23 protein-coding genes are annotated in these 23,684 nt (G+C 58.5%); 8 read left to right on the top strand and 15 right to left on the bottom strand.

The genetic code is table 11. The features are described from left to right. Complete coding sequence (locus HZA03_00065) at window positions 1-762, bottom strand: class I SAM-dependent methyltransferase (protein MBI5636343.1); 762 nt, start codon at window positions 760-762, stop codon at window positions 1-3. A 180-nt stretch (window positions 763-942) separates the two neighbouring features. Here HZA03_00065 and HZA03_00070 point away from each other — a divergent pair, with 180 nt between their 5' ends. Continuing rightward, window positions 943-1,362, top strand: coding sequence for a response regulator (locus HZA03_00070; protein MBI5636344.1), 420 nt, complete (start codon window positions 943-945; stop codon window positions 1,360-1,362). 18 nt (window positions 1,363-1,380) lie between these two features. Here the strand turns inward: HZA03_00070 and HZA03_00075 are convergent, their stop codons facing one another. From HZA03_00075 to HZA03_00095, 5 genes are all read right to left on the bottom strand, one after another. Then, on the bottom strand, window positions 1,381-2,037 hold the full coding sequence (locus HZA03_00075; GenBank protein MBI5636345.1) for a ribulose-phosphate 3-epimerase: 657 nt from the start codon (window positions 2,035-2,037) through the stop codon (window positions 1,381-1,383). Between the two features lie 122 nt (window positions 2,038-2,159). Continuing rightward, entirely contained in the window at window positions 2,160-3,119 is a 960-nt protein-coding gene (locus HZA03_00080; protein ID MBI5636346.1) for a PASTA domain-containing protein, read from the bottom strand. A 4-nt stretch (window positions 3,120-3,123) separates the two neighbouring features. Further along, on the bottom strand, window positions 3,124-3,585 hold the full coding sequence (locus HZA03_00085; GenBank protein MBI5636347.1) for a M67 family metallopeptidase: 462 nt from the start codon (window positions 3,583-3,585) through the stop codon (window positions 3,124-3,126). Next, window positions 3,582-5,012: a class II fumarate hydratase gene (locus HZA03_00090; protein ID MBI5636348.1), complete on the bottom strand. Its 1,431-nt coding sequence runs from the start codon at window positions 5,010-5,012 to the stop codon at window positions 3,582-3,584. Before HZA03_00090 ends, HZA03_00085 begins: the two co-directional genes overlap by 4 nt. Beyond that, a complete protein-coding gene (locus HZA03_00095; GenBank protein ID MBI5636349.1) occupies window positions 4,979-6,154 on the bottom strand; it encodes a cation transporter in 1,176 nt (391 codons plus the stop codon). The genes HZA03_00090 and HZA03_00095 overlap by 34 nt, the downstream gene beginning before the upstream one ends. A gap of 373 nt (window positions 6,155-6,527) precedes the next feature. Between HZA03_00095 and HZA03_00100 the strand changes: the two genes are divergently transcribed. The 4 genes from HZA03_00100 to HZA03_00115 all read left to right on the top strand — a co-directional run bounded on the left by HZA03_00100 (window position 6,528) and on the right by HZA03_00115 (window position 12,252). After that, entirely contained in the window at window positions 6,528-8,141 is a 1,614-nt protein-coding gene (locus HZA03_00100) for a c-type cytochrome (GenBank protein ID MBI5636350.1), read from the top strand. 134 nt (window positions 8,142-8,275) lie between these two features. After that, window positions 8,276-9,931, top strand: a complete 1,656-nt coding sequence (locus tag HZA03_00105) for a c-type cytochrome (GenBank protein MBI5636351.1) — start codon at window positions 8,276-8,278, stop codon at window positions 9,929-9,931. Between the two features lies 1 nt (window position 9,932). Beyond that, window positions 9,933-11,114: a radical SAM protein gene (locus HZA03_00110; protein ID MBI5636352.1), complete on the top strand. Its 1,182-nt coding sequence runs from the start codon at window positions 9,933-9,935 to the stop codon at window positions 11,112-11,114. Next, window positions 11,089-12,252 carry a protein nirF gene (locus HZA03_00115; protein ID MBI5636353.1) on the top strand — a complete coding sequence of 388 codons (1,164 nt, stop codon included), beginning with the start codon at window positions 11,089-11,091 and terminating at the stop codon, window positions 12,250-12,252. Before HZA03_00110 ends, HZA03_00115 begins: the two co-directional genes overlap by 26 nt. 205 nt (window positions 12,253-12,457) lie before the next feature. On the opposite strand, the gene groL is transcribed toward HZA03_00115, so the two are convergent. Together groL and groES are read right to left on the bottom strand one after the other, a co-directional pair. After that, window positions 12,458-14,113, bottom strand: coding sequence for a chaperonin GroEL (groL, locus tag HZA03_00120; protein ID MBI5636354.1), 1,656 nt, complete (start codon window positions 14,111-14,113; stop codon window positions 12,458-12,460). 37 nt (window positions 14,114-14,150) lie between these two features. Beyond that, on the bottom strand, window positions 14,151-14,438 hold the full coding sequence (groES, locus tag HZA03_00125) for a co-chaperone GroES (protein MBI5636355.1): 288 nt from the start codon (window positions 14,436-14,438) through the stop codon (window positions 14,151-14,153). A 337-nt stretch (window positions 14,439-14,775) separates the two neighbouring features. Here groES and HZA03_00130 point away from each other — a divergent pair, with 337 nt between their 5' ends. Further along, window positions 14,776-16,227: a sugar transferase gene (locus HZA03_00130; protein MBI5636356.1), complete on the top strand. Its 1,452-nt coding sequence runs from the start codon at window positions 14,776-14,778 to the stop codon at window positions 16,225-16,227. 196 nt (window positions 16,228-16,423) lie between these two features. Next, window positions 16,424-17,506, top strand: a complete 1,083-nt coding sequence (locus HZA03_00135) for a metallophosphoesterase (protein MBI5636357.1) — start codon at window positions 16,424-16,426, stop codon at window positions 17,504-17,506. Window positions 17,507-17,518: 12 nt separating this feature from the next. Here the strand turns inward: HZA03_00135 and HZA03_00140 are convergent, their stop codons facing one another. The 4 genes from HZA03_00140 to HZA03_00155 all read right to left on the bottom strand — a co-directional run bounded on the left by HZA03_00140 (window position 17,519) and on the right by HZA03_00155 (window position 20,686). Continuing rightward, the gene (locus HZA03_00140) at window positions 17,519-18,433 is read right to left on the bottom strand and encodes a restriction endonuclease (protein MBI5636358.1); all 915 of its coding nucleotides are present in this window, start codon (window positions 18,431-18,433) and stop codon (window positions 17,519-17,521) included. A gap of 252 nt (window positions 18,434-18,685) precedes the next feature. Beyond that, window positions 18,686-19,780, bottom strand: a complete 1,095-nt coding sequence (locus HZA03_00145) for a response regulator (protein ID MBI5636359.1) — start codon at window positions 19,778-19,780, stop codon at window positions 18,686-18,688. Between the two features lie 194 nt (window positions 19,781-19,974). Beyond that, on the bottom strand, window positions 19,975-20,355 hold the full coding sequence (locus tag HZA03_00150; protein ID MBI5636360.1) for a RidA family protein: 381 nt from the start codon (window positions 20,353-20,355) through the stop codon (window positions 19,975-19,977). A gap of 145 nt (window positions 20,356-20,500) precedes the next feature. Further along, entirely contained in the window at window positions 20,501-20,686 is a 186-nt protein-coding gene (locus HZA03_00155) for a hypothetical protein (protein MBI5636361.1), read from the bottom strand. A 211-nt stretch (window positions 20,687-20,897) separates the two neighbouring features. Here HZA03_00155 and HZA03_00160 point away from each other — a divergent pair, with 211 nt between their 5' ends. Then, window positions 20,898-21,299, top strand: coding sequence for a hypothetical protein (locus tag HZA03_00160; GenBank protein MBI5636362.1), 402 nt, complete (start codon window positions 20,898-20,900; stop codon window positions 21,297-21,299). Window positions 21,300-21,457: 158 nt separating this feature from the next. Here HZA03_00160 and truB read toward each other — a convergent pair whose 3' ends face one another. The 3 genes from truB to HZA03_00175 form a co-directional block, all read right to left on the bottom strand. Next, window positions 21,458-22,360 (bottom strand): tRNA pseudouridine(55) synthase TruB, encoded by a 903-nt coding sequence (truB, locus tag HZA03_00165; GenBank protein ID MBI5636363.1) that lies wholly within the window; start codon window positions 22,358-22,360, stop codon window positions 21,458-21,460. Window positions 22,361-22,424: 64 nt separating this feature from the next. Then, window positions 22,425-22,808 (bottom strand): 30S ribosome-binding factor RbfA, encoded by a 384-nt coding sequence (gene rbfA, locus HZA03_00170; GenBank protein MBI5636364.1) that lies wholly within the window; start codon window positions 22,806-22,808, stop codon window positions 22,425-22,427. Further along, window positions 22,795-23,121, bottom strand: coding sequence for a DUF503 domain-containing protein (locus tag HZA03_00175; protein MBI5636365.1), 327 nt, complete (start codon window positions 23,119-23,121; stop codon window positions 22,795-22,797). Before HZA03_00175 ends, rbfA begins: the two co-directional genes overlap by 14 nt. Window positions 23,122-23,684 lie beyond the last annotated feature (563 nt).

Below are 23,684 nucleotides of genomic sequence, written 5' to 3' on the forward strand. Positions count from 1 at the left end.
CTAATAATTCATTTCCCATTTGTCCTGGCGGTGGAAGACAAAGCGTCCTTCGTGCTGAACCACCAGCCGTTTTTTCGAGCGGTCCAAAATGAAATCGCCGTAGCCGAAGACTTGCAGCTCCAGTCCGTTTTTATGCGCCAGGAATTCCATCGTGCGTTCGGCGAAAAAACCGATGTGGGTGGAATCCTTTTGGTATATCCAATGCGGGAAATATTTGATGTGCGCCATCGCGCGGTTGGTGAGCGCGGTGGTGATAAACAAAAATCCTTCCGGTGAAAGCCTGGTCAGCAGTTCATCCAGCACCGGCACCGGATCCGGCAGGTGCTCAAACACCTCGATGGCGGTGATCAGGTCGAACTTCATGTCCGGGAGTTTTCCGAAATCCCCGAAGACGAAGGGGCGCATGTCGTTATCCACCGGCACGCGGTCGATGCCGTAGGCGGGGATGCCGTTCGCGCGCAGGAAGCGGATAAGGCCGGCGTTGCCGCAGCCGAAGTCGAGCGCCTTGACCGGGGCAATGCCGCAGCTTTGCGCCAGCGAAAGGATGTGCGGATAGCAGCCAACGTTGCCGCCATCGGGGTTTTGTTCCCACTGTCCTTTGAAAAAAGCGCGCTCCTCTTCATGGGAGAGGCGTTGTTCGTCCGGCGCGGCGAAAATATAGCCGCATCCGGCGCAGCGGAAGAAACTTCGCCCGCCGGCATTGTTTTTGAGGAAAAAACCGGCCTCGCCGCGGCATATCGCGCAGGGCATCGAATCCATCATGAAACCCCCTTTTCACGCGATTATAGGGCAAAGCGGTGTTATGGCGAAACAGCTATCCGGCGCCGGACTTATTGCGCCGGCCTTTTTAAAAGCGCCCCCAAAAAATACTACTTGATTTATTAATGCCGGTTAGTATATTTTGATAATGGGATTTTTGGGCAAATCATTAACGGGGTGTGCATGGGCGAAGCGGCAAAACGCGCGGCGGATGTGCGGGATCGGCGCACCATTTTGATCGTGGAAGACGATGATATTTTGCGCACGGTGCTGCGTTTTGAGTTCGAAAAAAACGGCTTCAAAGTATTGGAGGCCGAGAACGGGCGGGCCGCCATTGCCGCCATCGGCTGCATTCAACCCGACATTATTATCACCGACCTTATGATGCCGGTGATGGACGGCTTCAGCTTCATCGACGCGGTGCGCAAAGCCAAAGGCAACACCGTTCCGATTATCGCCATTTCCGCCGCGAAAGGCGATGGCATGGGGGAAAAGGCGGTGGAGACCGGCGCGAGCCAGTTTTGCGAAAAGCCGCTATCCCTCGAAAGCCTTTTGACCGCCGTCAGAAACCACTTGCCCGCCAACGTCCCGCCGAAAAATTGAAAAGGGGAAAAACCCTTTTCAGATATTCTCCAGCGTCTTGAGGGCTTTGATGGCGGCGGTGTAATCGCCCGATTTGAAGATGGCGTTCCCCGCGACAAGCACGCTGGCCCCCGCCTGTATGATGTCGCGCACGTTATTCCGTCCCACCCCTCCGTCCACTTCAACCTCGGCGCCGGAGCCGTGCTCTTTAAGCAGCTTGCGGGTTTCGGCGATTTTTCTCAGCGCGCCGGGAATGAAACTCTGGCCGCCGAAGCCGGGGTTGACGCTCATGATAAGGACGAGGTCGACATCGGCGATGATGTCTTTCAGCGTATGCACCGGCGTGGCGGGGTTGATGACCACCCCCGCCTGCTTGCCGAGCGATTTGATGAGGTGGATGGTGCGGTGCAGGTGGCGGCAGGCCTCCTGATGGACGGTGATGACGTCCGCCCCCGCCTTGGCGAATTCGGGGATATATGCGTCGGCGTTTTCTATCATTAAATGCACGTCGAGCGTCAGTTTCGTCACTTTGCGGATGCTGGCGACGACGGGCGGGCCGACGGTGATATTCGGCACGAAGTGGCCGTCCATGATGTCGAGGTGCAGCCAGTCGGCGCCGGCGTTTTCCACCGCCTTGATTTCCTCGCCGAGGCGGGCGAAATCGGCCGACAGTATCGAGGGGGCTATAATTGCCATTGCGCCGGTTCCTTTATATACAACGGTTGTTGCGCGCCGCCCATACGGCGCGCTCGGTAAATACTACAACCTCCGCCGTCATTTTAGAAGGGGGCGTGTCGGGGCTTTGCCCCCTGATTCCGTCACGGGGCGAACGGTTTCACTTCGAGGAGCTGGTCGTTCATGTAAAGCCGCACGGTGGTGGGACCGCCGATTTCCACAAGCGCCGATACGGTATCGCCCCCCTTGTGGGCGCGGTTGTAAATCTCTTTTTGGCCGGTCTTTGTTTCCTGCAGCACCTTCACGGTGCCCGCGGGGACATTGGCCGGAAGAACCATGGTGTAGAGGGTATAGGTTCCCGGCTTTTCCGGATCCTTCGGGCGTCTCACCACGGTCAGCGGCACTTCACTTCCCGCATCGGCGGGCGTTCCCGCGGCGGGGTTCTGGGCGATGACGGCTCCACCGGCCCCCTCGGCGCTTTCCAGAAAAGTTATGGTTCCGGCGCGGAAGCCCGCTTTTTGCAGTTCGCGTTTGGCCGCCTCAAGCTGCATTCCCGTCACGTCCGGCGCCAGTTCGATCTCGGCCAATCTCCCGGCGCTCACCAGCGTTTCCACCTGGTCGAGGTCGGTCACATGGCTGCCGGCCGAGGGGTATTGCGCCACGATTTCCCCTTCATCCGCCGCCGCGTGGATTTTGTAGCTGGCGCCGATGGTCAGTCCCCGTTCCGCCAGCATATTGGCCGCCTGCCGCCAGGTAAGGCCGATCAGGGCGGGCATGTCGAATTCGCGCGGCCCCCGGCTGATGATCACCCGCACATCGCGCCCTTCTTTTATGGCGGTGCCAGCCTTGGGATCCTGGCTCACGATGGTGTTGCGCGGGCGCTCGGCGTCGTAGGCGAGCGATGTTATTTTGAGGTTGAGCCGCGCCTGATTGATTTTTTCCAGCGCCATCACCACCTCGTTTCCCTCGATGGCGGGGGTTTTCACGTCTTCCTTGACCTGCATGCCGAGCCGCATGACGACCAAGGCGCTCACCACGCCCGCCGCGATTACCGCCGCGATAAGCACCAGCAGTTTGAAGGTGTTTTTTAACTTGTCCAGCATCGCCCTATTCTATCCGCAATGTGGCGGCGGGGGCATAACCGCCGCCATCCCATGCAAAAACTTTCGCCTCTTTCGCCTTGCCCCCGAAGACGGAGACCACGATGTAGACCGCGTCCGGGTAGACCGGCTCGCCCCACATCACGGCGGCGGCGAGGTCTTCCTGCGAAAAATAGCTTTCGTTGTCGGGATGCGAGTGGTAGAAGGCGAGGATTTTGTTCCCTTCTTTTTGGGTGCGCGTGACGAGGTCGAAGACCTCCTTGGGATCGACGAAGTATCCGGTGCGCGCGTCCCGCCGGTAGCGTGCCGGGTCGTGCTTAAAAAGTTCGTCCAGTTTGTTGGTGAGCTTGTTGAGCGCGATCTCCTCCGGTTTTTCCCAGAGGCCGGTGAGCACCCCGACGCACTCGCGGGGGTAGGCGGCTTCGGCGTGCGCCACCATCAGCCGTATCTGTGCGGGGGTGAAAATCACCGCATCCCCTTCCGCCGGGAGGCCAGGTTGGGGGAGGTGAGCCGCTTCGGATCGAGAAGTTTATCAAGCTCCGCTTTGGTCAGCAGTTTTTCCTCCAGCACCACCTGCGGCACGGTTTTGTTTTCGGCGAGGGCTTTTTTCACCACGGCGGCGGCGCGGTCGTACCCGATGACGGGATTCAGGAATGTCGCGATGCCGGGGCTGATGAGCGCGTACCGTTCGCAGACTTCCTTGTTCACCTTGATGCCGGCCACGCATTTCGTGTCGAGGTGCGCGATGCCCGCGGCGAGGATTTTGAGCGATTCGATGAGGCAATGGCCGGTGACCGGCATGGTGACGTTGAGTTCCAGTTGGGCGGCGGCCGCCGCCAGCGTGACGGTCTGGTGGTTGCCCATCACCTTCAGGCAGACCATGTTCACCGCTTCGCAGATGGAGGGGTTGATCTTTCCCGGCATGATGGAGCTGCCCGGCTCCACGGCGGGGAGAACCACTTCGTTGAGGCCGGTCTGGGGGCCGGAGGCCATCAGCCGCAGGTCGTTGCAGATGCGCGCGGTGTCCACCGCCAGCGTGTTGAGCGCGGCGGAGAGATCGGCCATGTCGTTGGTGCTGTGGGTCGCCTCGATGCCGTTGCGGGTGACGGTGAAGCGGGCGCCGGTTTCCGCGTTGAGGTGTTTGATGATGAGGCGGCGGAACGCCGGGTGCGTGTTGATGCCGGTTCCCACCGCGTTGCCGCCCACGCCCAGTTCGGAGATGTACCGCACCTTCGATTGCAGCCGTTCGATGTCTTTTTCCACGGCGTAAGCCCACGCGGAAAAAACCTGTCCCATGCGGACGGGAACGGCGTCCTGCAAATGCGTGCGGCCGCTTTTGAGGATGCGGTCGAATTTTTTCGCGTTCGCCAGCAGCGTTTTGCGGAACGCCCCGGCGTTTTCGATGAGCGCCAGCAGCAGCGGCAGGGCCGCCACGCGGATGGAGGAGGGAAATATGTTGTTGGTGCTTTGGCCCATGTTCACGTCGTCATTGGGGTGTACACGGGAGCGTTCGCCGCGTTTTCCTCCCAGGATTTCGGCGGCGCGGCTGGCCAACACTTCGTTGACGTTCATATTGCCGCCGGTGCCGCTGCCGGCCTGGAAGATGTCGAGCGGGAACTCGCCGCGCAGCGCGCCGCCCGCCACTTCGCGCGCGGCCTTGACGATGGCGTTCCCTTTGCGGGCGGAAAGGAAACCCAATTCCATGTTCGCTTTGGCGCAGGCGGACTTGAGGCGCGCCAGCGCGGTGATCTGCTCCGGCGGCAGGCGCAGGGAGCTGATTTGGAAGTTGTGCAGGCTGCGGGTGCTTTGGATGCCGTAATAGGCCTCCGCCGGAACCGCCAGTTCCCCCATGCTGTCTTTTTCTATGCGGATGGACGGCCGTTTATTTTTTTCCATGTTCCCAGCTGATGTTTGATGTTTACTTCCGTCACGATGCCGGTTTCAAAAAGCTTTTCCTTGATGCGCGCCGCCGTCCGCCGCGCTTCGGCCACCGTGTATTCATTTTCCGATTCCAAGGCGATGTCCGCCACAAAATTTTTGAGGAAGTAATGGAGGACGATGTCTTCCGCCAGCCGCATGCCGGGGGATTGCGCCAGTATTTCGGTCACCGCCTTTTCCACCAGCGCCCGCTGGTCGTGATAGAGGCGGCCCCCTTCGCTGTCGTCTTCGGAATCTATATGAACCATCGCGTCGGTGACGTGGGGGGCGCGGTGGCGCAGGTCGTGGCGCACCGATTCGGCTATGTTATGCGCTTCGGATACCGAGATGCGCGGCGGCACCTGTATGTGGCAGTCGATGAATACGTCGCGTCCGGCGCGGCGGGTCTTGATGTCGTGGTGGTGCAGCACGTTGGGAACCGCATCGATGATCCGGCGCAGTTCCTCCAGCTCTTCGCGGGAAAGCCCGCTGTCCATCAGGTTTTGCGTGGCGTCCCAGGTGATCTTTCCCCCCATGTGGATGATCATCAGGCCGACGATGACGGCGGCCAGCGGATCCATGGCGTGGTAGCCAAGCGCCGCGCCGCCGATGCCGATGAGCGCGGCGAGCGATGAGAGGGAGTCGGAGCGGTGGTGGTAAGCGTTGGCGATGACGCTTTCGCTGCGGGCCTTTTTGCCGATGGCCAGCGTGTACCAGTACATCGCTTCCTTGATAAGCATTGATGCCGCGGCGGCGGCGGCGGCAAACCATGTGGGGTGGTTCTCATGCCCCTGTTCCAGCGCAACCACCTGTTCCCATGTGAGCCAAAGGCCGACTATCGCCACCACCACGCCGATTACGGCGGTGCCGATGGTCTCGGCCCGCCCGTGGCCGTAGGGGTGGTCTTCGTCCGGCTCCAGATGCGATATCTTGAGCGACACGAAGGAGACAAAGTCGGTGGCGAGATCGGTGAGCGAGTGGAGCGCGTCGGCGATCAGCGCCGAAGAGTGGCCCAGCGTGCCGGCGGCGAACTTCACCGCCGCCAGCGTCACGTCGGAGACGCTGCTTATGATCGTGGCTTTATAGCCGAGCGCGAGGGATTCTTTGTTGGCGTCCGTCATGGTTCCCCAATCTGTGAGCGATACCGCTCTATTATAAGGATAAACCGGGGCGGGACGGCGCAAATAATCGGCGGCGGCCAATGGGGATGCCTGCCCGCAAAGGGCGATTATGTCCCCGCGGTGTTATAAGCTCCCCGTGAAATCCAACGGAGAAAAGTGAACAAACCGTTACAGGCGTTAATAAACCATTCATGATGGAACGTGTAATTATAGCATAGTTTGAGAAAAATGCCAATGACTTTGGCAATTGGCATCTAGCGGGCTTCTGTCATAGGCTGGACACGTTTACCAGAGGTGTATTTCCAAGGTAACGCTAGAGGGTGATTTTTCTTTTTAAGGTTAAGGGTGATTTTTCTAAGAGGAGGGTGATTGTATGAGGGTGAGGTCTCGTTTCTTTACAACGTTGCTTGCGCTAGGGGCATTGTTGACTCCCGCGCTGGCCGCCTACGCGGTGGAAGCGCCGGCAATGTCGCCGGAAGAGCTGACAAAAGGCAAACAGATATATTTTGAACGGTGCGCCGGGTGCCACGGCACGTTGCGCAAAGGGGCCACCGGGCCGAATCTTTTGCCGGATAAAATGCGCGAGATGGGATCCGAAGTCATTGGCGTATTCATTGGCGAAGGCACGGCGGGCGGTATGCCGGCGTGGGGTCCATCCGGAACGGCAATATTTACCGATGATGAAGTCAATTTGATGGCGCGCTACATCCAGCAGGATGTTTCGGCGCCGCCAGAGATAAGCCTGGGTGATATGACCGAAACGTGGAAATTGACCGTACCCGTCAACAAGCGCCCGAAAAAACCGGCTCATACGCGCAACTGGCAGAACTTCTTCGGCGTCATTTTGCGCGATGCGGGCAAGGTCGCCATCATTGACGGCGATACCAAGGAAAAGCTCGCGGAACTTCCCACCGGTTTCGCGGTTCATATTCTCCGCTCTTCCGAATCGGGCCGGTATTTTTACGTCATCGGGCGCGACGGCAAGGCCACCCTTATCGACCTTTGGAGCAAAACGCCAACCATCGTCGCCGAGGTGAAACCCTGTGCCGAGGCGCGCAGCATCGACGGCAGCAAGTACAAAGGCTTTGAGGACAAGCTGGCCATCGTCGGCTGCTACTGGCCGCCCCAATTTGCGGTATTGGATGGTCAGACTCTTGAGCCGAAGAAGGTTGTCAGCACCCGCAGCATGACTTGGGACACGGGTGAATATCACCCCGAGCCCCGCGTGGCGGCCATCGTTGCCTCCCACTACAAGCCGGAATGGGTGTTGAATATCAAGGAGACCGGCTTCATCTGGCTGGTTGACTATAGCGACCTGAAGAACCTCAACATCACGATGCTGGAAGGCGAACGCTTCCTGCACGACGGCGGCTGGGACGCCACCCACCGTTACTTCATGGCTGCCGCCAATATGAAGGATACCGAAGTGGTGGTCGATACCAAGATGCGCAAAGTAGTCGCCAAATTCAAAGTTGGCGTAAAACCGCACCCCGGCCGCGGCGCCAACTGGGATGATCCCAAATACGGTCCCGTCAGTTCCACCTGCCATCTGGGCGAAGGGAAGCTGAGCGTGTGGGGTTCGGATCCCGAAAAGCATGCGCAACACGCGTGGAAAGTCGTTCACACGATAGCTTTGCCGCCGGGCGCCGGGAGTCTTTTCGTGAAAACACACCCGAAGAGCGGGCATGTGTGGGTTGACTTCACGCTGAACTCCGACGCCAAGGCCACGCAGACCCTTTGCGTGCTGGACAAGGCCAATATCGAGGGAACGCCGAATTGTTTCCAGGTAACCGACCACGGCCGCGTGGTGCACCAGGAATACAACAAGGAGGGCAACGAGGTCTGGATCAGCGTATGGGATAAGGGTGATAAGGGCGAAATCGTCATTTACGACGACAAGACCCTGAAGGTGAAAACCAAGATCACCGGGCTTCAGACGCCGACTGGCAAGTTTAACGTGTACAACTCGAGAAACGACCTTTACTAAGCTGTTGTGGCGGGGGACGCATATTGCGCCCCCGCCGCCATGCAATAGATGCACGACCTAATTTAAGCGGATCGTGGCGGGGGGACGTCTAGGGGGTTCTCCGCCACGCATACCGCGGCAAAAAGGGAAAAAACATGCTGGTTGTTGCTCTGCTTGCGGCCGCGCTGGTGACCGCCTCCGCTTCCGGCGGAGAGGACATCTACCGGCGGCATTGCGCCACCTGCCATCACCCGCAACGTTTGGGGCATACCGCTCCGCCCCTTATTCCCGATATCCTGGGTAAAACCGACGCCGCGGCGTTGGCCGGAACCATCCGCAATGGTCTTCCCGCCACCGCCATGCCGTCGTTTAAAAACAGGCTGCGCGATGAAGAGATCAAGGCGGTCGCCGACCATCTCCTTACCCCCGCTTCAACCACCGGATGGAGTATGGAAGACATCGCCAACAGCCGTAAGACTTTCTCCCTTCCCCCCGTCACGAAGTTGAAAGCCGATCCTTCCAACATCATTTTGGTGGTCGAGCGGGGAACGGGGAAGATCGTCCTGCTGGACGGCGATACGCTGACAAAAGCGGGCGAGTTCCTCGCCGGGGCCGTGCATGGCGGCCCGAAGTTCACCGGATCGTTCGATGCGGTTTTTTCCCTCGCGCGTGACGGCATCATGGTGCGGTACGATACGCGCCGCCTCGCCCGCGCCGCGTGGGCCAAAGTCGCCGTGAGCAGCCGTGGCGCCGCGGTCACGCCGGACGGGAATGTGGCGGCCGTGATGAACCTGCTGCCGCAGGAACTGCTTTTTCTGGACGGCACGCTGGCGCCGCTCAAAAAAATACCGCTTGCCCACCGGCCGGGCGGGCTTTACTGGCACGCCGGCAAAAAGGCCTTTATCTGCTCGTTCCGCGATGCGCCCGAGCTTTGGATCATAGACCCCGTCACCTTCGCCGTGGAAACGGTCCCGCTCCCGGTTCCGTTCGAGGACTTCGCCCTGCTCCGGAATCTTGTGTTCGGCTCGAAGCGGGGCGTGCCGGGCATCCATGTGTTTGATCTGGACCGGCGCGAAACCGTCGCCACGCTTCCCGCCGATGGGATGCCGCACCTTGCGTCCGCCGCGTTTTATAAGGAGGGCGGCGGCCTTTTTGTGGCGGTTAACTTCATCGACAAACCGCTGGTATCGGTCTATCGCCTCGATACGTACGCAAAGGCGGGGGATGTTCCCCTCCCTTCGCCCGGCTACTTCATCCGCACGCATCGCAATACCCCGTATCTCTGGATCGACACGGCGGGGGATACCCTGGTGCTGGCGGAAAAGCGCAACCTCGGCAACACGCGGACGCTGACGCCGAGCCCCGGCAAGCGCGCCATGCACGTTGAGTTCACCAAGGAGGGCCGCGCCGCGCTGGTGAGCGTGACGGAGACCGACGGGGAGGTGGCCGCGTACGACGCCGTATCGCTGCAAAAAACCGGCCGCCTGCCGTTTAACAAACCGATGGGGAAGTATAACGCGATGCTGAAAACGTACCCCGACGCGGCGCTGGAAGACGCGCAACCGCAGGGGAAAAATATTTTTCAAAAATATTGCATGGGGTGCCACCATGAGACCATCGTGGCGTTCGGCCCGCCATTCGCCGAAATCGCCGCGCGGAGAAGCGAAGAGGAAATCCGCCTGCATATCGCCACGCCGAAAGAAAGCGCGGCGGCGCACAACTACAAAATCAATTCGATGCCGGTCATCCCGCTTACCGCGCGCGAGATGGACGATATCGTGGCCTACATCGTCAGCTTCAAGGAGAAATGAGATGTTTCGGCTGACCGGACTGCTAAAAGCCGCCTACGGGGCGGATACCGCCGATAGCGCGCCGCCGGGGAACGGGAAACACCGCGCCGCCCCGGCCGGCGGGCCGGTGGTGATCTGGAATCTCACCCGGCGGTGCAACCTGGTCTGCGCCCACTGCTACGCATGGGCGACCGACGCCACGTACCGCACGGAGCTTTCCGGGCCGGATGCCTTGCGGGTGGTGGACGATCTGAAAGAGGCCGGCTGCCGCCAGTTGATATTTTCCGGCGGCGAGCCGCTGTTGCGTTCCGATATCTTTGATCTGGCCGCGCGGGCGAAAAAGGCCGGGATGCTCATCTCGCTTTCCACCAACGGCACGGTGATCACCGATGCCATAGCCGGCCGCATCCGCGATACCGGATTCGATTATGTGGGGGTGAGCCTCGACGGCGTCGGGGCCACGCACGACCGGTTCAGGGGGAAGGAAGGGGCGTTTGAAGAGTCGCTGGCGGGGCTGTTGCGCTGCAAGCGGCGGGGGCTCAAAACGGGGCTGCGCTTCACCATCACCACGGAAAACCTCCCGGAACTGCCGTTCCTTTTCCGGCTGGCGGAGGAACAGGGATTCCATAAAATTTATATTTCCCACCTCGTTTCGTCGGGGCGGGGACGGCTGAACATGGCGCTGGATCCCGACCTGACGGCGATGCGGGGCGTGATGGATTACATTTTCGAAAAGGGGCGGGAGTACGTCGAAAACGGAAACCCCGTCGAAATCGTCACCGGCAACAACGAGGCCGATGCCGCCTATTTTCTGCTGAAAATACGGGAAAGCCGCCCCGAACGGTTCGCCAAGCTGTTGTCGCGGCTGCGCCGGTGGGGGGGGAACAGTTCCGGCATCGGCATAGCCAATATCGATGCGCGCGGGAACGTCCACCCCGATCCGCTTCTGTCATCCATCACGCTGGGCAATGTGCTGGAAAAGCCGTTCGGCGAAATATGGCGCGAAAGCGGCGATCCGGCGCTGGAACGGCTGCGCGAACGGCCCCGCCAAATCGGGGGGCGTTGTGGAAGCTGCGTGTGGCTTGACGTCTGCAACGGCGGATCGCGCGCCCGCGCCGCCGGAGCGGGTAACATCTGGGGGGCCGATCCCGGCTGCTACCTGACCGAAGAGGAAATACATGCGGCTGAAATGGTTGCTTCTTAGCCTGCTGCTTTTCACCGCATCGGCGGCGGATGCCGCCCAATGGGGCACCGGCGCGCTCATGGTGGTGGTGGAGCGCGAAAAAGGGGCGGTGATGGTGCTGGACGCCGCCCAGAACCATAAGGTGCTGGGTGAAGTCGGCGGGCTGGGGGTATTGCATCATGCCTCAGCCGTCTTCTCGCGCGATGGCCGGTATGCGTACATGGTCAGCCGCGACGGCCTGCTGAGCAAAATAGATTTGCTGGGGCCGTCGCTGGCCGCGCAGGTGAAGGTGGGGGAAAGCTCGATAGGCCTCGCCGTCACCACCGACGGCAAGAATGTGGCGGTGAGCAACTACAAGCCGGGCAATATCGTCATCGTCGACGACGCCAGCTTCAAAGTGGTGAAAAGCATAGAAGCGGACGCCTCGCGCACCGTCGGCCTCGTCGATGCCCCCGGAAACCTGCTGATTGTCGCGTTGATGGATGCCAACGAGATATGGATCATCGATGCGGGAAACCCCGATTTCCCCGTGGTGAAAAAGTACAGCGATGTCGGGGTGAAGCCGTACGACGGCATGATCACATCGAACGGACGCTACTACATGGCCGGTTACTTCCATTCCGAATGGGTGTCGATCATCGATCTTTGGGATAGGGATAACGTTGTGAAGCTGCCGCTTCCCAAGCCTTCCTTCCGCATGGAGGAGGCCCCGCCGATATTGAAGCTTCCGCACCTGCGCGGCTGGACGATGAGCGACGGAAAACTGTTCACCCCCATCGTGGGCGTTTCCGGCCTGGCGGTGATCGGCACGCGGGACTGGAAAGTCGAGAAAACGGTCGACCTCGCCGCCTATCCGGTTTTCACCGTGCTGCGCCCCGATGGCCGCCAGATGTGGGTGAACTACGCCATGGGGGAAAAGCACGACACGATGCAGGTGATCGACCTGAAGACGATGGGCGTGGTGAAAACGCTGAAACCCGGCGCGAAGGTGTTTCACATGCAGTTCACCCCCAAAGGGAACGAGATATACGCCTCGGTGAACGGCGATGACAAAGTGGTGATATACAACACCGAAACCTTCGAGGTGGTGAAGACGATCCCCGTGCCGCAACCCTCCGGCATTTTCTGCAGCAACCGTTCCAGCCTCTTCGGCATGTAATCCCCGGCGCTCCTTCTTTCCTGCCGCATTCGGGCAGGCACGGAAATTTTGTCGGCTGTTGCCCCCTCTCGGTAGCGGCGGCACTCTTGCCGCCGATTTGTTTAGGCGACAAGAGTGTCGCCTCTGCCCAAGACAAATAAAAAACCCCCGGCGAACTGGGTTCGCCGGAGGTTGGTGATACGGGTCTAAAGCGCCGGGCGGAAGCTTAGTACATTCCTTCCATGCCGCCCATGCCACCCATACCGCCCATGCCGCCACCGCCGGGCATACCGGCTTCCTTCTTCTCCTCGATCTCGGCGATGAGGACTTCGGTGGTGAGCATCAGGCCGGCGATGGACGCGGCGTTCTGCAATGCCGAGCGGGTGACTTTGGTCGGATCGATGATACCGGCCTTCACCATGTCGACGTACTTCTCGGCGCCGGCGTCAAAGCCCATGTCGCCCGTTTCGTTCTTCACGCGTTCCACGACGACCGAGCCTTCAAGGCCGGCGTTCTGCGCGATCTGGCGGAGCGGCTCTTCCAGCGCGCGGCGGACGATGTCCACGCCAAACGCCTGGTCTTTGTTGTCCGTTTCGATCTTCTTGAGCACGTCGATGCAGCGGATGAGGGCCACGCCGCCGCCGGCGACGATCCCTTCTTCCACCGCGGCGCGGGTGGCGTGCAGCGCGTCTTCAACGCGGGCCTTCTTTTCCTTCATTTCCATTTCGGTCGCCGCGCCGACGTTGATCACCGCCACGCCGCCGACGAGCTTCGCCAGGCGTTCCTGCAGCTTCTCTTTGTCGTAGTCCGAGGTGGTTTCTTCGATCTGCGCGCGGATCTGCTTCACGCGGGCTTCGATCTCCTTGGCGGAGCCTTTGCCTTCGACGATGGTGGTGTTTTCCTTGTCCACCACCACGCGCTTGGCGGTGCCGAGGTCGGCAAGCTCGACGTTCTCAAGCTTCACGCCGATGTCTTCGGAGATCACGTTGCCGCCGGTGAGGATGGCGATGTCTTTCAGCATCTCCTTGCGGCGGTCGCCGAAGCCGGGGGCCTTCACGGCCACCGCCTGCAGGGTGCCGCGCAGCTTGTTCACCACGAGGGTGGCCAGCGCCTCGCCTTCCACTTCTTCGGCGATGATGACGAACGGGCGGCCCTGGCGCGCGATCTTCTCGAGAAGCGGCAGCAGGTCCTTCATGTTGGTGATCTTTTTTTCATTGATGAGGATCAGCGGGTTTTCCATCACGCAGGTCATCCGTTCGGCGTTGGTGACCATGTAGGGGGAGAGGTAGCCGCGGTCGAACTGCATCCCTTCGACGACTTCGAGGGAGGTGTCCATGCTCTTGGCTTCTTCCACGGTGATGACGCCGTCCTTGCCGACCTTCTCCATCGCTTCCGCGATGAGGTTGCCGATGGTCTCGTCGGCGTTGGCCGAGATGGTGCCAACTTGCGCGATTTCCTTCTTGTTGTTGGTCGGCTTGCTCATCTTTTTGAGCTTCGTCACGACCGCTTCCACGGACTTGTCGATGCCGCGTTTCACGTCCATCGGGTTGGCGCCGGCGGCGACGACCTTGATGCCTTCGCGGTAGATGGACTGCGCCAGAACGGTGGCGGTGGTGGTGCCGTCGCCCGCCACGTCGGAGGTCTTGCTCGCCACTTCGTTGAGCATCTGGGCGCCCATGTTTTCAAACGGGTCTTTCAGCTCGATTTCTTTCGCCACGGAGACGCCGTCCTTGGTGATGACCGGCGCGCCGAATTTTTTGTCGAGAATGACGTTGCGGCCTTTCGGGCCGAGGGTCGCCTTCACGGCGTTGGCGAGGGTGTCGACCCCTTTGAGTATCTTCGCGCGCGCCGCTTCATGGAACAACAGTTGTTTCGGTGCCATCTATTAAGCTCTCCTTATCGGTGGGATGGTTGTTGGGTTATTCGATGATGCCGAGGATGTCATCCTCGCGCATCAGGAGAAATTCCTCGCCGTTCAGCTTGATCTCGGTGCCGGCGTATTTGCCGTAGATTACCTTGTCGCCCTTTTTCACGTTCATGGTGATCTTGTTTCCCTTGTCGTCGGTGCGGCCGGGGCCGACGGCGATAACCTCACCTTCCTGCGGGCGTTCTTTTGCGCTGTCGGGGATGATTATCGCCCCCTTCTTCGTTTCTTTTTCTTCCATCGGGCGGACAATCACGCGGTCGGCCAGAGGTTTAATTTTCACTGCCATTCAGAGACCTCCAAAAAAAAGTTTTATATCTTCGGGAAGGGTTTTTCCCTCCCGTATTCCTTGCGCAAAAAATGTTTGCCACCGGCCACAAAGCCGATGATTGAAATAACGCATTGCAAATCAATAACCTATCACAGCCACTTAGCACTCCTCCCGTTCGATTGCTAACACCATATATAATCCATCCCATAAAAAGCAAGCTCCAACACGGGGAAAAAAGTATCCGGGTAAACCGCTCCCCCGCTTTTGGAGGGAAATCGGCTTATTTAACAAAGCGTTAAAGCAATCTTTTAAATCTGCCGATAAAATAATCTGGTAAAATATGCAACCAATGACGAAGAAATATGAGCAGGCGATACGGGAGTTCGTGCGCCTTGCGGACGTCCTGATCATTTTCATCGCTTTCTACTGCGCCTATTATGTGCGCAACACCGCATGGTTTACCGACAGCATGAATTGGCTGTTTGCCGGCATGTTGCCGATGCCGCTCCGGTACGACTTCCATGTGGAGAATTTTGAAAAGCTCCTCTGGCTCATCGTGCCGCTCTGGCTTTTTCTCCTGTCATATTTCAAGGCGTACGACTTTGAACGGACCGGCACCTTTTACAGCGCCATAAAATCCATCTTGAAGGCGCATGTGGCGGGGGGGCTGGCGATCGCCAGCTACATATTCTTCACCAGCCAGCTTGATTACCGCCGCACCTTTTTCATCCTGTTCATCATCTTCAGCGGCGCGCTGGCGCTGTCGCTGCGCTTCGTGGTGCAGTTCGGCCTGCGGTCCATGCGGATGCGGGGGCGCAACCGCTACCGCGCCGCCATCATCGGCAACGGCGAGAAGGCGTTGCGCGCGCTGGTGGAACTCACGCGGCACCAATACTGGGGTTTCGTCATCGATGGCATCATCACCGAAGATCCGGTGAGTGAGGGAAAATTGCTGGGCATGAAGGTGCTTGGCTCATTGGCCGACGTGGAAAAAATCCTGCGCAAAACGCCGGTGGACGACGTCTTCGTGGCGATGGACGAAGGGAAATATGTGGAACTCAAGCAGATACTGCGTGTCTGCGAAAACATCGGCATCACCGTGCATCTGGTGCCGGATAAGTACGACCTCGAGATCGCCAAATCGAGCGTCGGCAGCATGGGGGATATGGAGTTCGTCACCTTCTTCACCCTGCAGGACAACCCGGCCCAGCGCTTCGCCAAGCGCGCGCTGGATATTGCCATATCGCTTACGCTGCTGCCGCTGGTGGCGGCGGTCTACGTTATCGCCGGCATTGCCATCAAGCTTGATTCGCCCGGCCCGGTGATTTACCAGTCCATGCGGCTCACCCGCAACCGCCGCCCGTTCGTGTTCTACAAGCTCCGCACGATGGCGCGGGGGGCCGAGGAAAAGTTCGAGATGGTTTCGCAGCGCAACACCCTGCATGGGCCGATTGTGAAGATAAAGGACGATCCGCGCGTTACCCGCGTCGGGCGCTTCCTCCGCAAATGGAGCATCGACGAGTTGCCGCAGATCGTCAACGTGCTCATGGGGGACATGAGCCTGGTCGGTCCCCGCCCGCCGCTGCCGGAAGAGGTGGATCTCTACTCCCTGCCGCAACTGCGCAAGCTCTCCATGCCGCAGGGGATCACCGGCCTGTGGCAGGTCTCGGGGCGCGACGACATCGTCCGCTTCGAGGACCGGCTGAAGATGGACTTGCAGTATATCGACCACTGGTCGCTCTGGCTCGACTTCAAAATCCTCTTCAAGACCGTTTTTATTCTCTTTCGCGGCGCGCTATAGCTCTTCCCTTGGCAGGTTACACATTCGTGTGTGACATTGCCCCGGAGGGGCTAACCACCCTCGGCCCGCCGGGCCGATGTATCCAATATGGCCTATAGGCCACATCCGGCGCGGATTGAAGAATAGTTCCGCGCCTCCCGAATTGGGTACCTGCCAAGAATGTGCATTTCATTCCCCAACGCGCTAAAATTTCCCCATGACCGGCTTGCGTTTCCTGTTGTTCTTCATCGCCTTCACTTCCGTGCTTTTCGGCATGCACCTCTTCGTTTACCTCCGCGTGGCGCAGGGGCTGGCGCTTGGGCCGCGCGAGGCGTCGCTGCTGAAGTGGCTGCTGCTCATCGGCGGCCTTTCGTTCTACGCCGGGATGTTTTACCGCCGGTGGCCCGAGCTGTATCAACTGCTCTACGTCGGACAGATATGGATGGGTTTCATTTCCATTGCTTTCGCCTTTCTCGTGGTGAAGCTGGGGTTCGACACCGCGCTCCCCGCCCACACCAGGGGGATAACGCTCATCACCCTGCTGTCGATCGCGTTTGCCACCGGTTACTCGTTATGGAACGCGCATGGCCAGCCGCGCCTGAAAGAGGTGCGCGTGGATGGCGTCAAGGGCGCGCCGCCGGGTTTTACCATCGTGCAGATATCGGATCTGCATCTCTGGCGGCTCGGCAACGTGGAGTGGCTGGAGGGGGTGTCGGCGGCGGCCAACGCGCAAAATCCCGATATCATCGTGATAACCGGCGATGTGATGGACGACACCGCCGAGGCGCTGAAAGAGTATCTGCCGCCGCTGCAAAAACTGAAGGCGAAGTACGGCGTCTACGCCGTGGCGGGGAACCACGACCACTACGCCGGCCTGCAAAACTTTTACGATCTGATGGCGGCGGCGGGCATCCATGTGCTGCGTAACCAAAAGGCCGATATCGGCGGCGTGATCGAGCTGTTGGGCGTGGACGACGAAGACCTGGACCTGATGCGCGGGTTCGATGCGTTTTTGAAAGAGCGGATAACGCCGGGGGGCAAGCCGGTGATCGTGCTGAAACACCGTCCCACGGAATACGGGCATGTGGAAAAGGCGGGGGCGGCGCTGATGCTGGCGGGGCACAGCCACGCGGGGCAGATACCGCCGCTTGACCTGATTGTCGCCCTCTACTACCGGCACCCGTATGGACTGTACAAGGAAAACGGGACGTGGTTCTACACCACCTGCGGCACCGGCACCTGGGGCCCCCCCATGCGCCTCTTCTCCCGTTCGGAAATCGTGAAGCTCACTTTGCGGTAAGCAAGGCGAAAATCAATCATCGATTTTCCGAAAGGATAATTGACCTTTCAAAATTTCACCATCTCTTATAATTGGCCGCATCAATGCCCGAACATGGGTTTTAGCCTGATGCGGTAAGTGTTCCCCATCTTTTAATAAAAGCATCTCTTCTTTTTTCATTGAGGCTAGGTCAGCCTCTGACAATAAAACTTGAGTAACGCCGGTCAACTCATTTTTTATTGCTTTGGTGTTGGGCAAATTGTCAACATAACCAAAATAATACGTCCTCTTCAAGACAACATTTATTTTTAAATCTTTTATTTCGCGCTTAATATCATTCTGCAAAACAACAAAAGGATCCTCATAATTCGGATTATAAGATTGCTCTTCTTGATCAAATTGAATTGCGCCTTGGTTCCAATCTCGTGCAAATCTATCCCGTAAATCCTCACCTGAAACAATTAAAGCTTTCCCCTGCGGAACGGGTATGTCCTTTTCAAGGTAGACGGTGTAGCTCACATTTAAAGATGGAAGAATCTCTTCCAGTATCAAAGGAACCTGAAGTAGAAGCTTCCAATTTTTTGAATGTGCATCATGAATCATGCAGGGGTCTATTCCCCGATATTTGGCATAGTTTTTTGCGCTTTTTGAAAATCCAGAATTTGAGATCATCACCCCTCGGTGAGCCCCTACGTCCTGCATCATCGCGTAAAATGCACCAACTTGGTTAATATCCACCTTTGATTTTTGATTTTTACATTCGACAGCTATGAATATTTCATGTCCCGAAACATTGCCGATAATTGAGACATCAATCTGTCGACTCGTTTTGCTTAGTCTTCCTATTAGGCGATGGTTATGGGTTACTTTACATTGTGGCGACAAGAGTTCATAAATTCTTGCCGTAATCATCTCATATTCTTGGGCATCAACTTTGTATTGTTTCATCAACCAAACCCATCGCAAATAAATATTTTCGCAAAATCATGTATCGATCATAGCTTGTCTAGCAGTAATAATCACCCCGCAATTACGTAGGCGATGTGGCGGGAACGAGGGGGTTGGCGCAATAGCGGCAGACCTCTCTTTGTCATGCCGGGCTTGACCCGGCACCCAGAAATAATATCAAAGCTTCCATTCGGCCCACAGGGCCGATGTACACAATAAATTGTGTGCCCGCCTTAAGAGGAAAGGCGCGGGCTAGGCGGGAATTTTGATCTTGTAGAGGCCTTCGATGATGGCGGCGAATTCGGCGAGCAGCGATTGGTCGATATGGTTGGGATCGCGCATCATGCCGATGGCCTGTTCCGGCGGGTAGCCCGGCTTGTAGACGCGGCGGTCGGTGAGCGCCACATAGACATCGCAAATTGCCGCCATGCGGGAGAGCATCCCCAACTGCTCCCCTTTCAGACGGCGCGGGTAGCCGCTGCCGTCGATACGCTCGTGATGGTTCCAGGCTATTTCGATCACCGATTCCGGCACTTCCGGCGTGCGGCGGAGCATCTCCACCGTGTAGCCCACATGATTTTGCATTTCAAGCCACTCCTCCGGTTCGAATTTCCCCGGTTTGTTGAGCACCTTCAGCGGCGTTTTGGCTTTTCCCACGTCATGCACGGTGCCGCCGGTGGTGAGTATCTGGATGTCCTGCGCGGAAAACCCCCCGAAATTTTTTGCCAGCAGCGAAAGGAAAATCCCGACGCGCATCGAGTGGACGAAGGTATAGGCGTCGTGGTCTTTCACCGCGTCCAGCACCCCTTTGACATCCCCTTTTTCGATCACCCGGGTCATTTTTCCGCTCACATCCATGAACTCGGCGTAGGGGAGTTGTCCGTTTTTTTGTATCGCATTGAACGCCTTGTCCAGCGTGGCGAGGGTGAGGGAGAGCACCTGTTCCTGCTCCGGCTTCAGCTTGTGCCAACCGGCCTCCACCTTCATGTTGATGAAGCGCGATACCTTGTGGAGGAATAATCCCGTGTCGAACGGCTTGACGATATAGTCCGCCGCTCCGAACTTGATGGCGTTGGCGACGTTCTCCTTTTCACTGCGGGCGGTGACGAAGACGATGGGGGTTTGCCGCGAGCGCCCCTCTTTGCGGATTTCCTCCATCACCCGGAAGCCGTCCATCTTCGGAAGCGTGACGTCGAGCAGGATGAGATCGAACTCTTTTGCGCGGGTAAGTTCCAGCGCTTTCAGGCCGGTATCGGCGACGACGCTTTCGTACCCCATTTTTTTGAGGATTTGGGGAAGGAGTTTCTGATACTCCTTGTCGTCATCAACGCAGAGAACGGTTTTCATGAAAAAATTTCCCGGTGCGGCGGCGCGGGCATCGCGCCATCCTGCAAAGCATTATACAGCCACAGGGAGCGGAAGGAAGGATGGGATTGGCACGGGGGAGCCCCGGCCGTCATTTCAATCCGGGGCGGACCCCCTCAAGGGGACAATGTACAAAAGTCCGTGTCCGCCAAGAAAAGGCCCCGGATAGGGGAAGATCAGAGAACGGCGATGGCGTCGATTTCCACCAGCGCGTTTTTCGGCAGCGCCGCCGCCTGCACGGTGGCGCGGGCCGGCGGTTTGTCGGCGAAAAACGTGGCGTAGACTGCGTTCATATCGGCGAACTGCGCCATGTCGGCGAGGTAGACGGTGGTTTTCACCACGTTGTCCAAGCTCCCCCCCGCGGCCTCCAGCACCGCCTTCAAGTTCAGCAATACCCGCCCGGTCTGTTCCTTTATCCCGCCGGGAACCATGACGCCGGTGACGGGATCAAGCGGTATCTGGCCGGAGGCGTAGACCACGTTCCCCGCCTTGATCGCCTGCGAATAAGGGCCGATCGCGCCGGGGGCGTTTGCTGTTTTGATGACGATTTTTTCCATGCCGCCAATCTACCGCGTGGTGCGGCGCGGCGCAAGGGGCGGGGGAAATTAAATCGGCCCGGCGGCGTGGGATGCAGCGTTACCCGCATCGATCCGCACCGGCGGACCGGTAAAAACGGCATACAGGGCCACGGGTGGCCGCCGGTTAAGCGGCGCCGGCGGCGGGATAGTTCATGATCAGATCGGCAAAGGCCTTGCGGGGAAGCATCACGCTGAATTTCCTGCTCCCAAAGCGGCACTCCCGCTCTTCGAAGTAGACTTTGGAGATGCCTTTCGAATCGCGTTCCCGTCCGGCTTCCTTGCCGAACCGCTCTTTATCGTAATAGGCCATGACCGGTTTCTCCCATCAATGTGATTTTCTCTCTTATCGGTAATTGTGAATAATATCTGTATGGGTAAGAAGCAAGCCCCATGCCGGGAAAAAAGGCGGAACTGCGGCTTTTCGTACCCGGGTACCGTCAAAATACCGCTGACATCCGTTGACAACGGCTCCGTGCCGCGATTACAATTGTTGCAGAGATTAGATTTTGGAGTATTAAGAAATGTCAAAAGAACACGATCCGGATAGGGAGATGGAGCACCTTTCGAAAGCCATCGTTGAAGCCATCCTCGGCTCGAATGATGTGAAGAAAGCGCTGGAAAAGCTCAACACGTCCGAAGATACGCTGGGAAAGAATTTCATGGTCTTCATGGTGAGCCTCGATTCGCTCAACGACGCGAAAAAAGGCGGCAAAAACCATGAATTGAGCGAGCCGGGCGATATCAACGAACTGCCGGAGGATATGCCAAAACCGCGCCGCCGCCGCCCCGTGAAACGGGCCGACACGCCGGATCACATCGACGGGGAGCCGCTCTCGAAAAACGAGAAGCATTTCCGCGACATGATCTCGGATCATTTCGACACCGAGGCGTGGCTGAGGAGCCTGAAGCTCCGGCTCGACTGATCATTTTTTAGTCAAACACGGGGGCGGGTGCATAACCCGCCCCTTTTTATTTTTCATCGAAAAAATAAAAAGGGGTTGGTTTTTTGACGGCGGCGTTATTTGCCCCATCCGGAAAATTCCCCCCATCGCGGCAAATTCTTCCGGGGGTGGATGAAGGCTTACAAACCGCCGAAGCGCTGGGGGCGGCCGCCGGGAACCAGCCGTTCCGGCATCAGCCTTTTCGTGAACTTATCCACGCGGCCGACGCCGAGGAATGCGCCCCCCTCTTCCCGATAGAGGCGGCAAAGCCCTTCCATCGGCGCGGAAGGAGTCACCTGCTGTCCGTTGAACAGGAGCCGTTCGTCGCGGCCTCCCACCAAAAGACGCGGCATAAAGGCTATCGGATAATCGAGCGGCAGCAGCCACTCTTCGGGGTGATCCCGGCGCTCCTCTATCCGTTCGATGGTCCAGGAGTCTTCCTGTTTGAAGTTCGACGCTTCGGTGCGGATCAGCGCCCCCATATGCGCGGCGCTGTCCAGCGCGCGGCCGATGTCCTCGCAGAGCGCCCTGATGTAGGTGCCGCGCGAAACGGTGGCGGTCAGCACGGCGGTGGCGCCGGAAAATTCGTTCAGTTCCAGCTTGTGGATGGTCACTTTTTTCGGCTCGCGCTTTACTTCCCCCCCCTTGCGGGCGATTTCGTAAAGCCGTTTGCCATCCACCTTTTTGGCCGAGTACATTGGCGGCACTTGATCTATCTCCCCCCGGAATTTTTCCAGCGCCGTTTCAAACATCTCTTTGGTGACATGGGCGAAGGGGGCTTCGCGGGTGGTGGCGCCGGTGCCGTCCTGCGTATCGGTCTCGCTCCCCAGAACCAGCGTGGTCTGATAGGTCTTTGGCATTGTTTCGAAGTAGGGGAAAAGGCGGGTGGCAAAGCCGAGGCCAACGGGCAGGATGCCGGCGGCAATCGGATCGAGCGTGCCGAGGAAGCCGGCTTTTTTTTCGCCGGTCGCCCGCTTGATGGTGTCCAACGCCTTGTTGCTGGCGATACCGGGCACTTTGAAGAAATTAATAAAGCCGTTCATAAGGGGAGTTATTGTATCCGTATCCGCCCGCAAAGCAAGGAATTTTACGATGCGGCGCGGCGGGTTATTCCCCGTGGGGCGGCTTGTCCCCCGGCTCGGCGCGCTCCGCCTCCATCTCGCGCAGCAGGCGGTTCACCGTGTCGGCGTGCTCGCCGGAGTGATCCCACTTTATCGTGATGGCGGGTATGAACTTGATTTTTATCCGCTCCCCCAGCAGCCGCCGGATGAACGGCGCGGCCGTGCGTATCGCCTTGAAGGTCGATTTTTTCTGCCCGTCCGTCCCCATCGGCGAGATGTAAATGTCGGCGTGGCGCAGGTTGTCGGCCAGTTCCACATGCATCACGGTGACGAAACCGATGCGCGGGTCTTTCAGCTCTTCGCGGATGATCGCCGCCACTTCCGCCTGTATCAGTTCCCGCATGCGCGCGGAGCGTTTAAAGGAAAACATCGTCGCCTCCTGCGATTTCAACATTTAATTGCACGCCGGAAATCTCCGCGTGGGTGATACCGGCGATGAAGTCTACCATGCGGCGCATCTGACCTTCCAGATAAACCCTGTCGTTCCCGATGGAGACCAGCCCCACCTGCGCCACCTGGCGCCGGTCCGAATCACCCACCTCGGCCACCGAGACGTTGAATTCGTTGCGTACGCGGGTTTTTACCCGGTTCAGCACCGAGCGCTTGTCCTTGAGCGAGCGGTTTGCGTGCATCACCAGCGTCACGATGCAGGTTGCCACAAAAATATTGTGTTCGCTTGCCATATCAACTTCCGTTTGCCCCCGAGCGCGTGGAGACCGCTCTCCCGCCTCCATTATAGCAACCCGCCGAGGCGGGGGGAAAGCTAAACGCGATCATGTGCATGCCAGGCTCCGATCCGGAGGCAGGCGTGACAGGAGGGGGAGGAGCGGGATGGAAATTTTCCAGCCGCTCCGGAAAAAAGCGGACAGTCCGCAGGACTGTTCCGTCTTTTTCACATAAACGCCCGTGGCGCAGTGTAAAACACCTTTCAAGGGTGTCCGGCACCCAAAAATATTTTCAAAGCTTTCTTCCTCTCTCCCAGTCGCACACAATAATCTTCCCTGTTCCCCAACCCGCAATGCCGGCCCGATGGGCCGATTGTGCCCTTAAAGGGCATTTCCGCGGCGGATTGTAAAAATGTTTCCGCCGCTCCTGTGCGACTGAAGTCGCACCTTGTATCTTGGAAATCGTAGAATTTCATTAAGTGGAAACCGGGGAAAACTGTGTCGCACCTAATGGCTGGGACCATGTTTGGTAGATAAGTTTCCCCGGTCTTCCGACAGACTCTGAACCGTATCTTAGGCCG

This window comes from Nitrospinota bacterium (genome assembly GCA_016217735.1).
Lineage (GTDB): Bacteria > Nitrospinota_A > UBA7883 > JACRGQ01 > JACRGQ01 > JACRGQ01.

Excerpts from the sequence above, each read along its gene's own strand:
- truB (MBI5636363.1), bottom strand. The coding sequence starts at position 22,360 with ATGAACGGCTTTATTAATTTCTTCAAAGTGCCCGGTATCGCCAGCAAC.
- HZA03_00090 (MBI5636348.1), bottom strand. The coding sequence starts at position 5,012 with ATGGAAAAAAATAAACGGCCGTCCATCCGCATAGAAAAAGACAGCATG.
- HZA03_00155 (MBI5636361.1), bottom strand. The coding sequence starts at position 20,686 with ATGGCCTATTACGATAAAGAGCGGTTCGGCAAGGAAGCCGGACGGGAA.
- HZA03_00070 (MBI5636344.1), top strand. The coding sequence starts at position 943 with ATGGGCGAAGCGGCAAAACGCGCGGCGGATGTGCGGGATCGGCGCACC.
- HZA03_00100 (MBI5636350.1), top strand. The coding sequence starts at position 6,528 with ATGAGGGTGAGGTCTCGTTTCTTTACAACGTTGCTTGCGCTAGGGGCA.
- HZA03_00130 (MBI5636356.1), top strand. The coding sequence starts at position 14,776 with ATGACGAAGAAATATGAGCAGGCGATACGGGAGTTCGTGCGCCTTGCG.
- HZA03_00075 (MBI5636345.1), bottom strand. The coding sequence starts at position 2,037 with ATGGCAATTATAGCCCCCTCGATACTGTCGGCCGATTTCGCCCGCCTC.
- rbfA (MBI5636364.1), bottom strand. The coding sequence starts at position 22,808 with ATGTTTTCCTTTAAACGCTCCGCGCGCATGCGGGAACTGATACAGGCG.
- HZA03_00080 (MBI5636346.1), bottom strand. The coding sequence starts at position 3,119 with ATGCTGGACAAGTTAAAAAACACCTTCAAACTGCTGGTGCTTATCGCG.
- groL (MBI5636354.1), bottom strand. The coding sequence starts at position 14,113 with ATGGCACCGAAACAACTGTTGTTCCATGAAGCGGCGCGCGCGAAGATA.
- HZA03_00175 (MBI5636365.1), bottom strand. The coding sequence starts at position 23,121 with ATGGCAAGCGAACACAATATTTTTGTGGCAACCTGCATCGTGACGCTG.
- HZA03_00115 (MBI5636353.1), top strand. The coding sequence starts at position 11,089 with ATGCGGCTGAAATGGTTGCTTCTTAGCCTGCTGCTTTTCACCGCATCG.
- HZA03_00140 (MBI5636358.1), bottom strand. The coding sequence starts at position 18,433 with ATGAAACAATACAAAGTTGATGCCCAAGAATATGAGATGATTACGGCA.
- HZA03_00110 (MBI5636352.1), top strand. The coding sequence starts at position 9,933 with ATGTTTCGGCTGACCGGACTGCTAAAAGCCGCCTACGGGGCGGATACC.
- HZA03_00150 (MBI5636360.1), bottom strand. The coding sequence starts at position 20,355 with ATGGAAAAAATCGTCATCAAAACAGCAAACGCCCCCGGCGCGATCGGC.
- HZA03_00135 (MBI5636357.1), top strand. The coding sequence starts at position 16,424 with ATGACCGGCTTGCGTTTCCTGTTGTTCTTCATCGCCTTCACTTCCGTG.
- HZA03_00065 (MBI5636343.1), bottom strand. The coding sequence starts at position 762 with ATGATGGATTCGATGCCCTGCGCGATATGCCGCGGCGAGGCCGGTTTT.
- HZA03_00145 (MBI5636359.1), bottom strand. The coding sequence starts at position 19,780 with ATGAAAACCGTTCTCTGCGTTGATGACGACAAGGAGTATCAGAAACTC.
- HZA03_00160 (MBI5636362.1), top strand. The coding sequence starts at position 20,898 with ATGTCAAAAGAACACGATCCGGATAGGGAGATGGAGCACCTTTCGAAA.
- HZA03_00095 (MBI5636349.1), bottom strand. The coding sequence starts at position 6,154 with ATGACGGACGCCAACAAAGAATCCCTCGCGCTCGGCTATAAAGCCACG.
- HZA03_00105 (MBI5636351.1), top strand. The coding sequence starts at position 8,276 with ATGCTGGTTGTTGCTCTGCTTGCGGCCGCGCTGGTGACCGCCTCCGCT.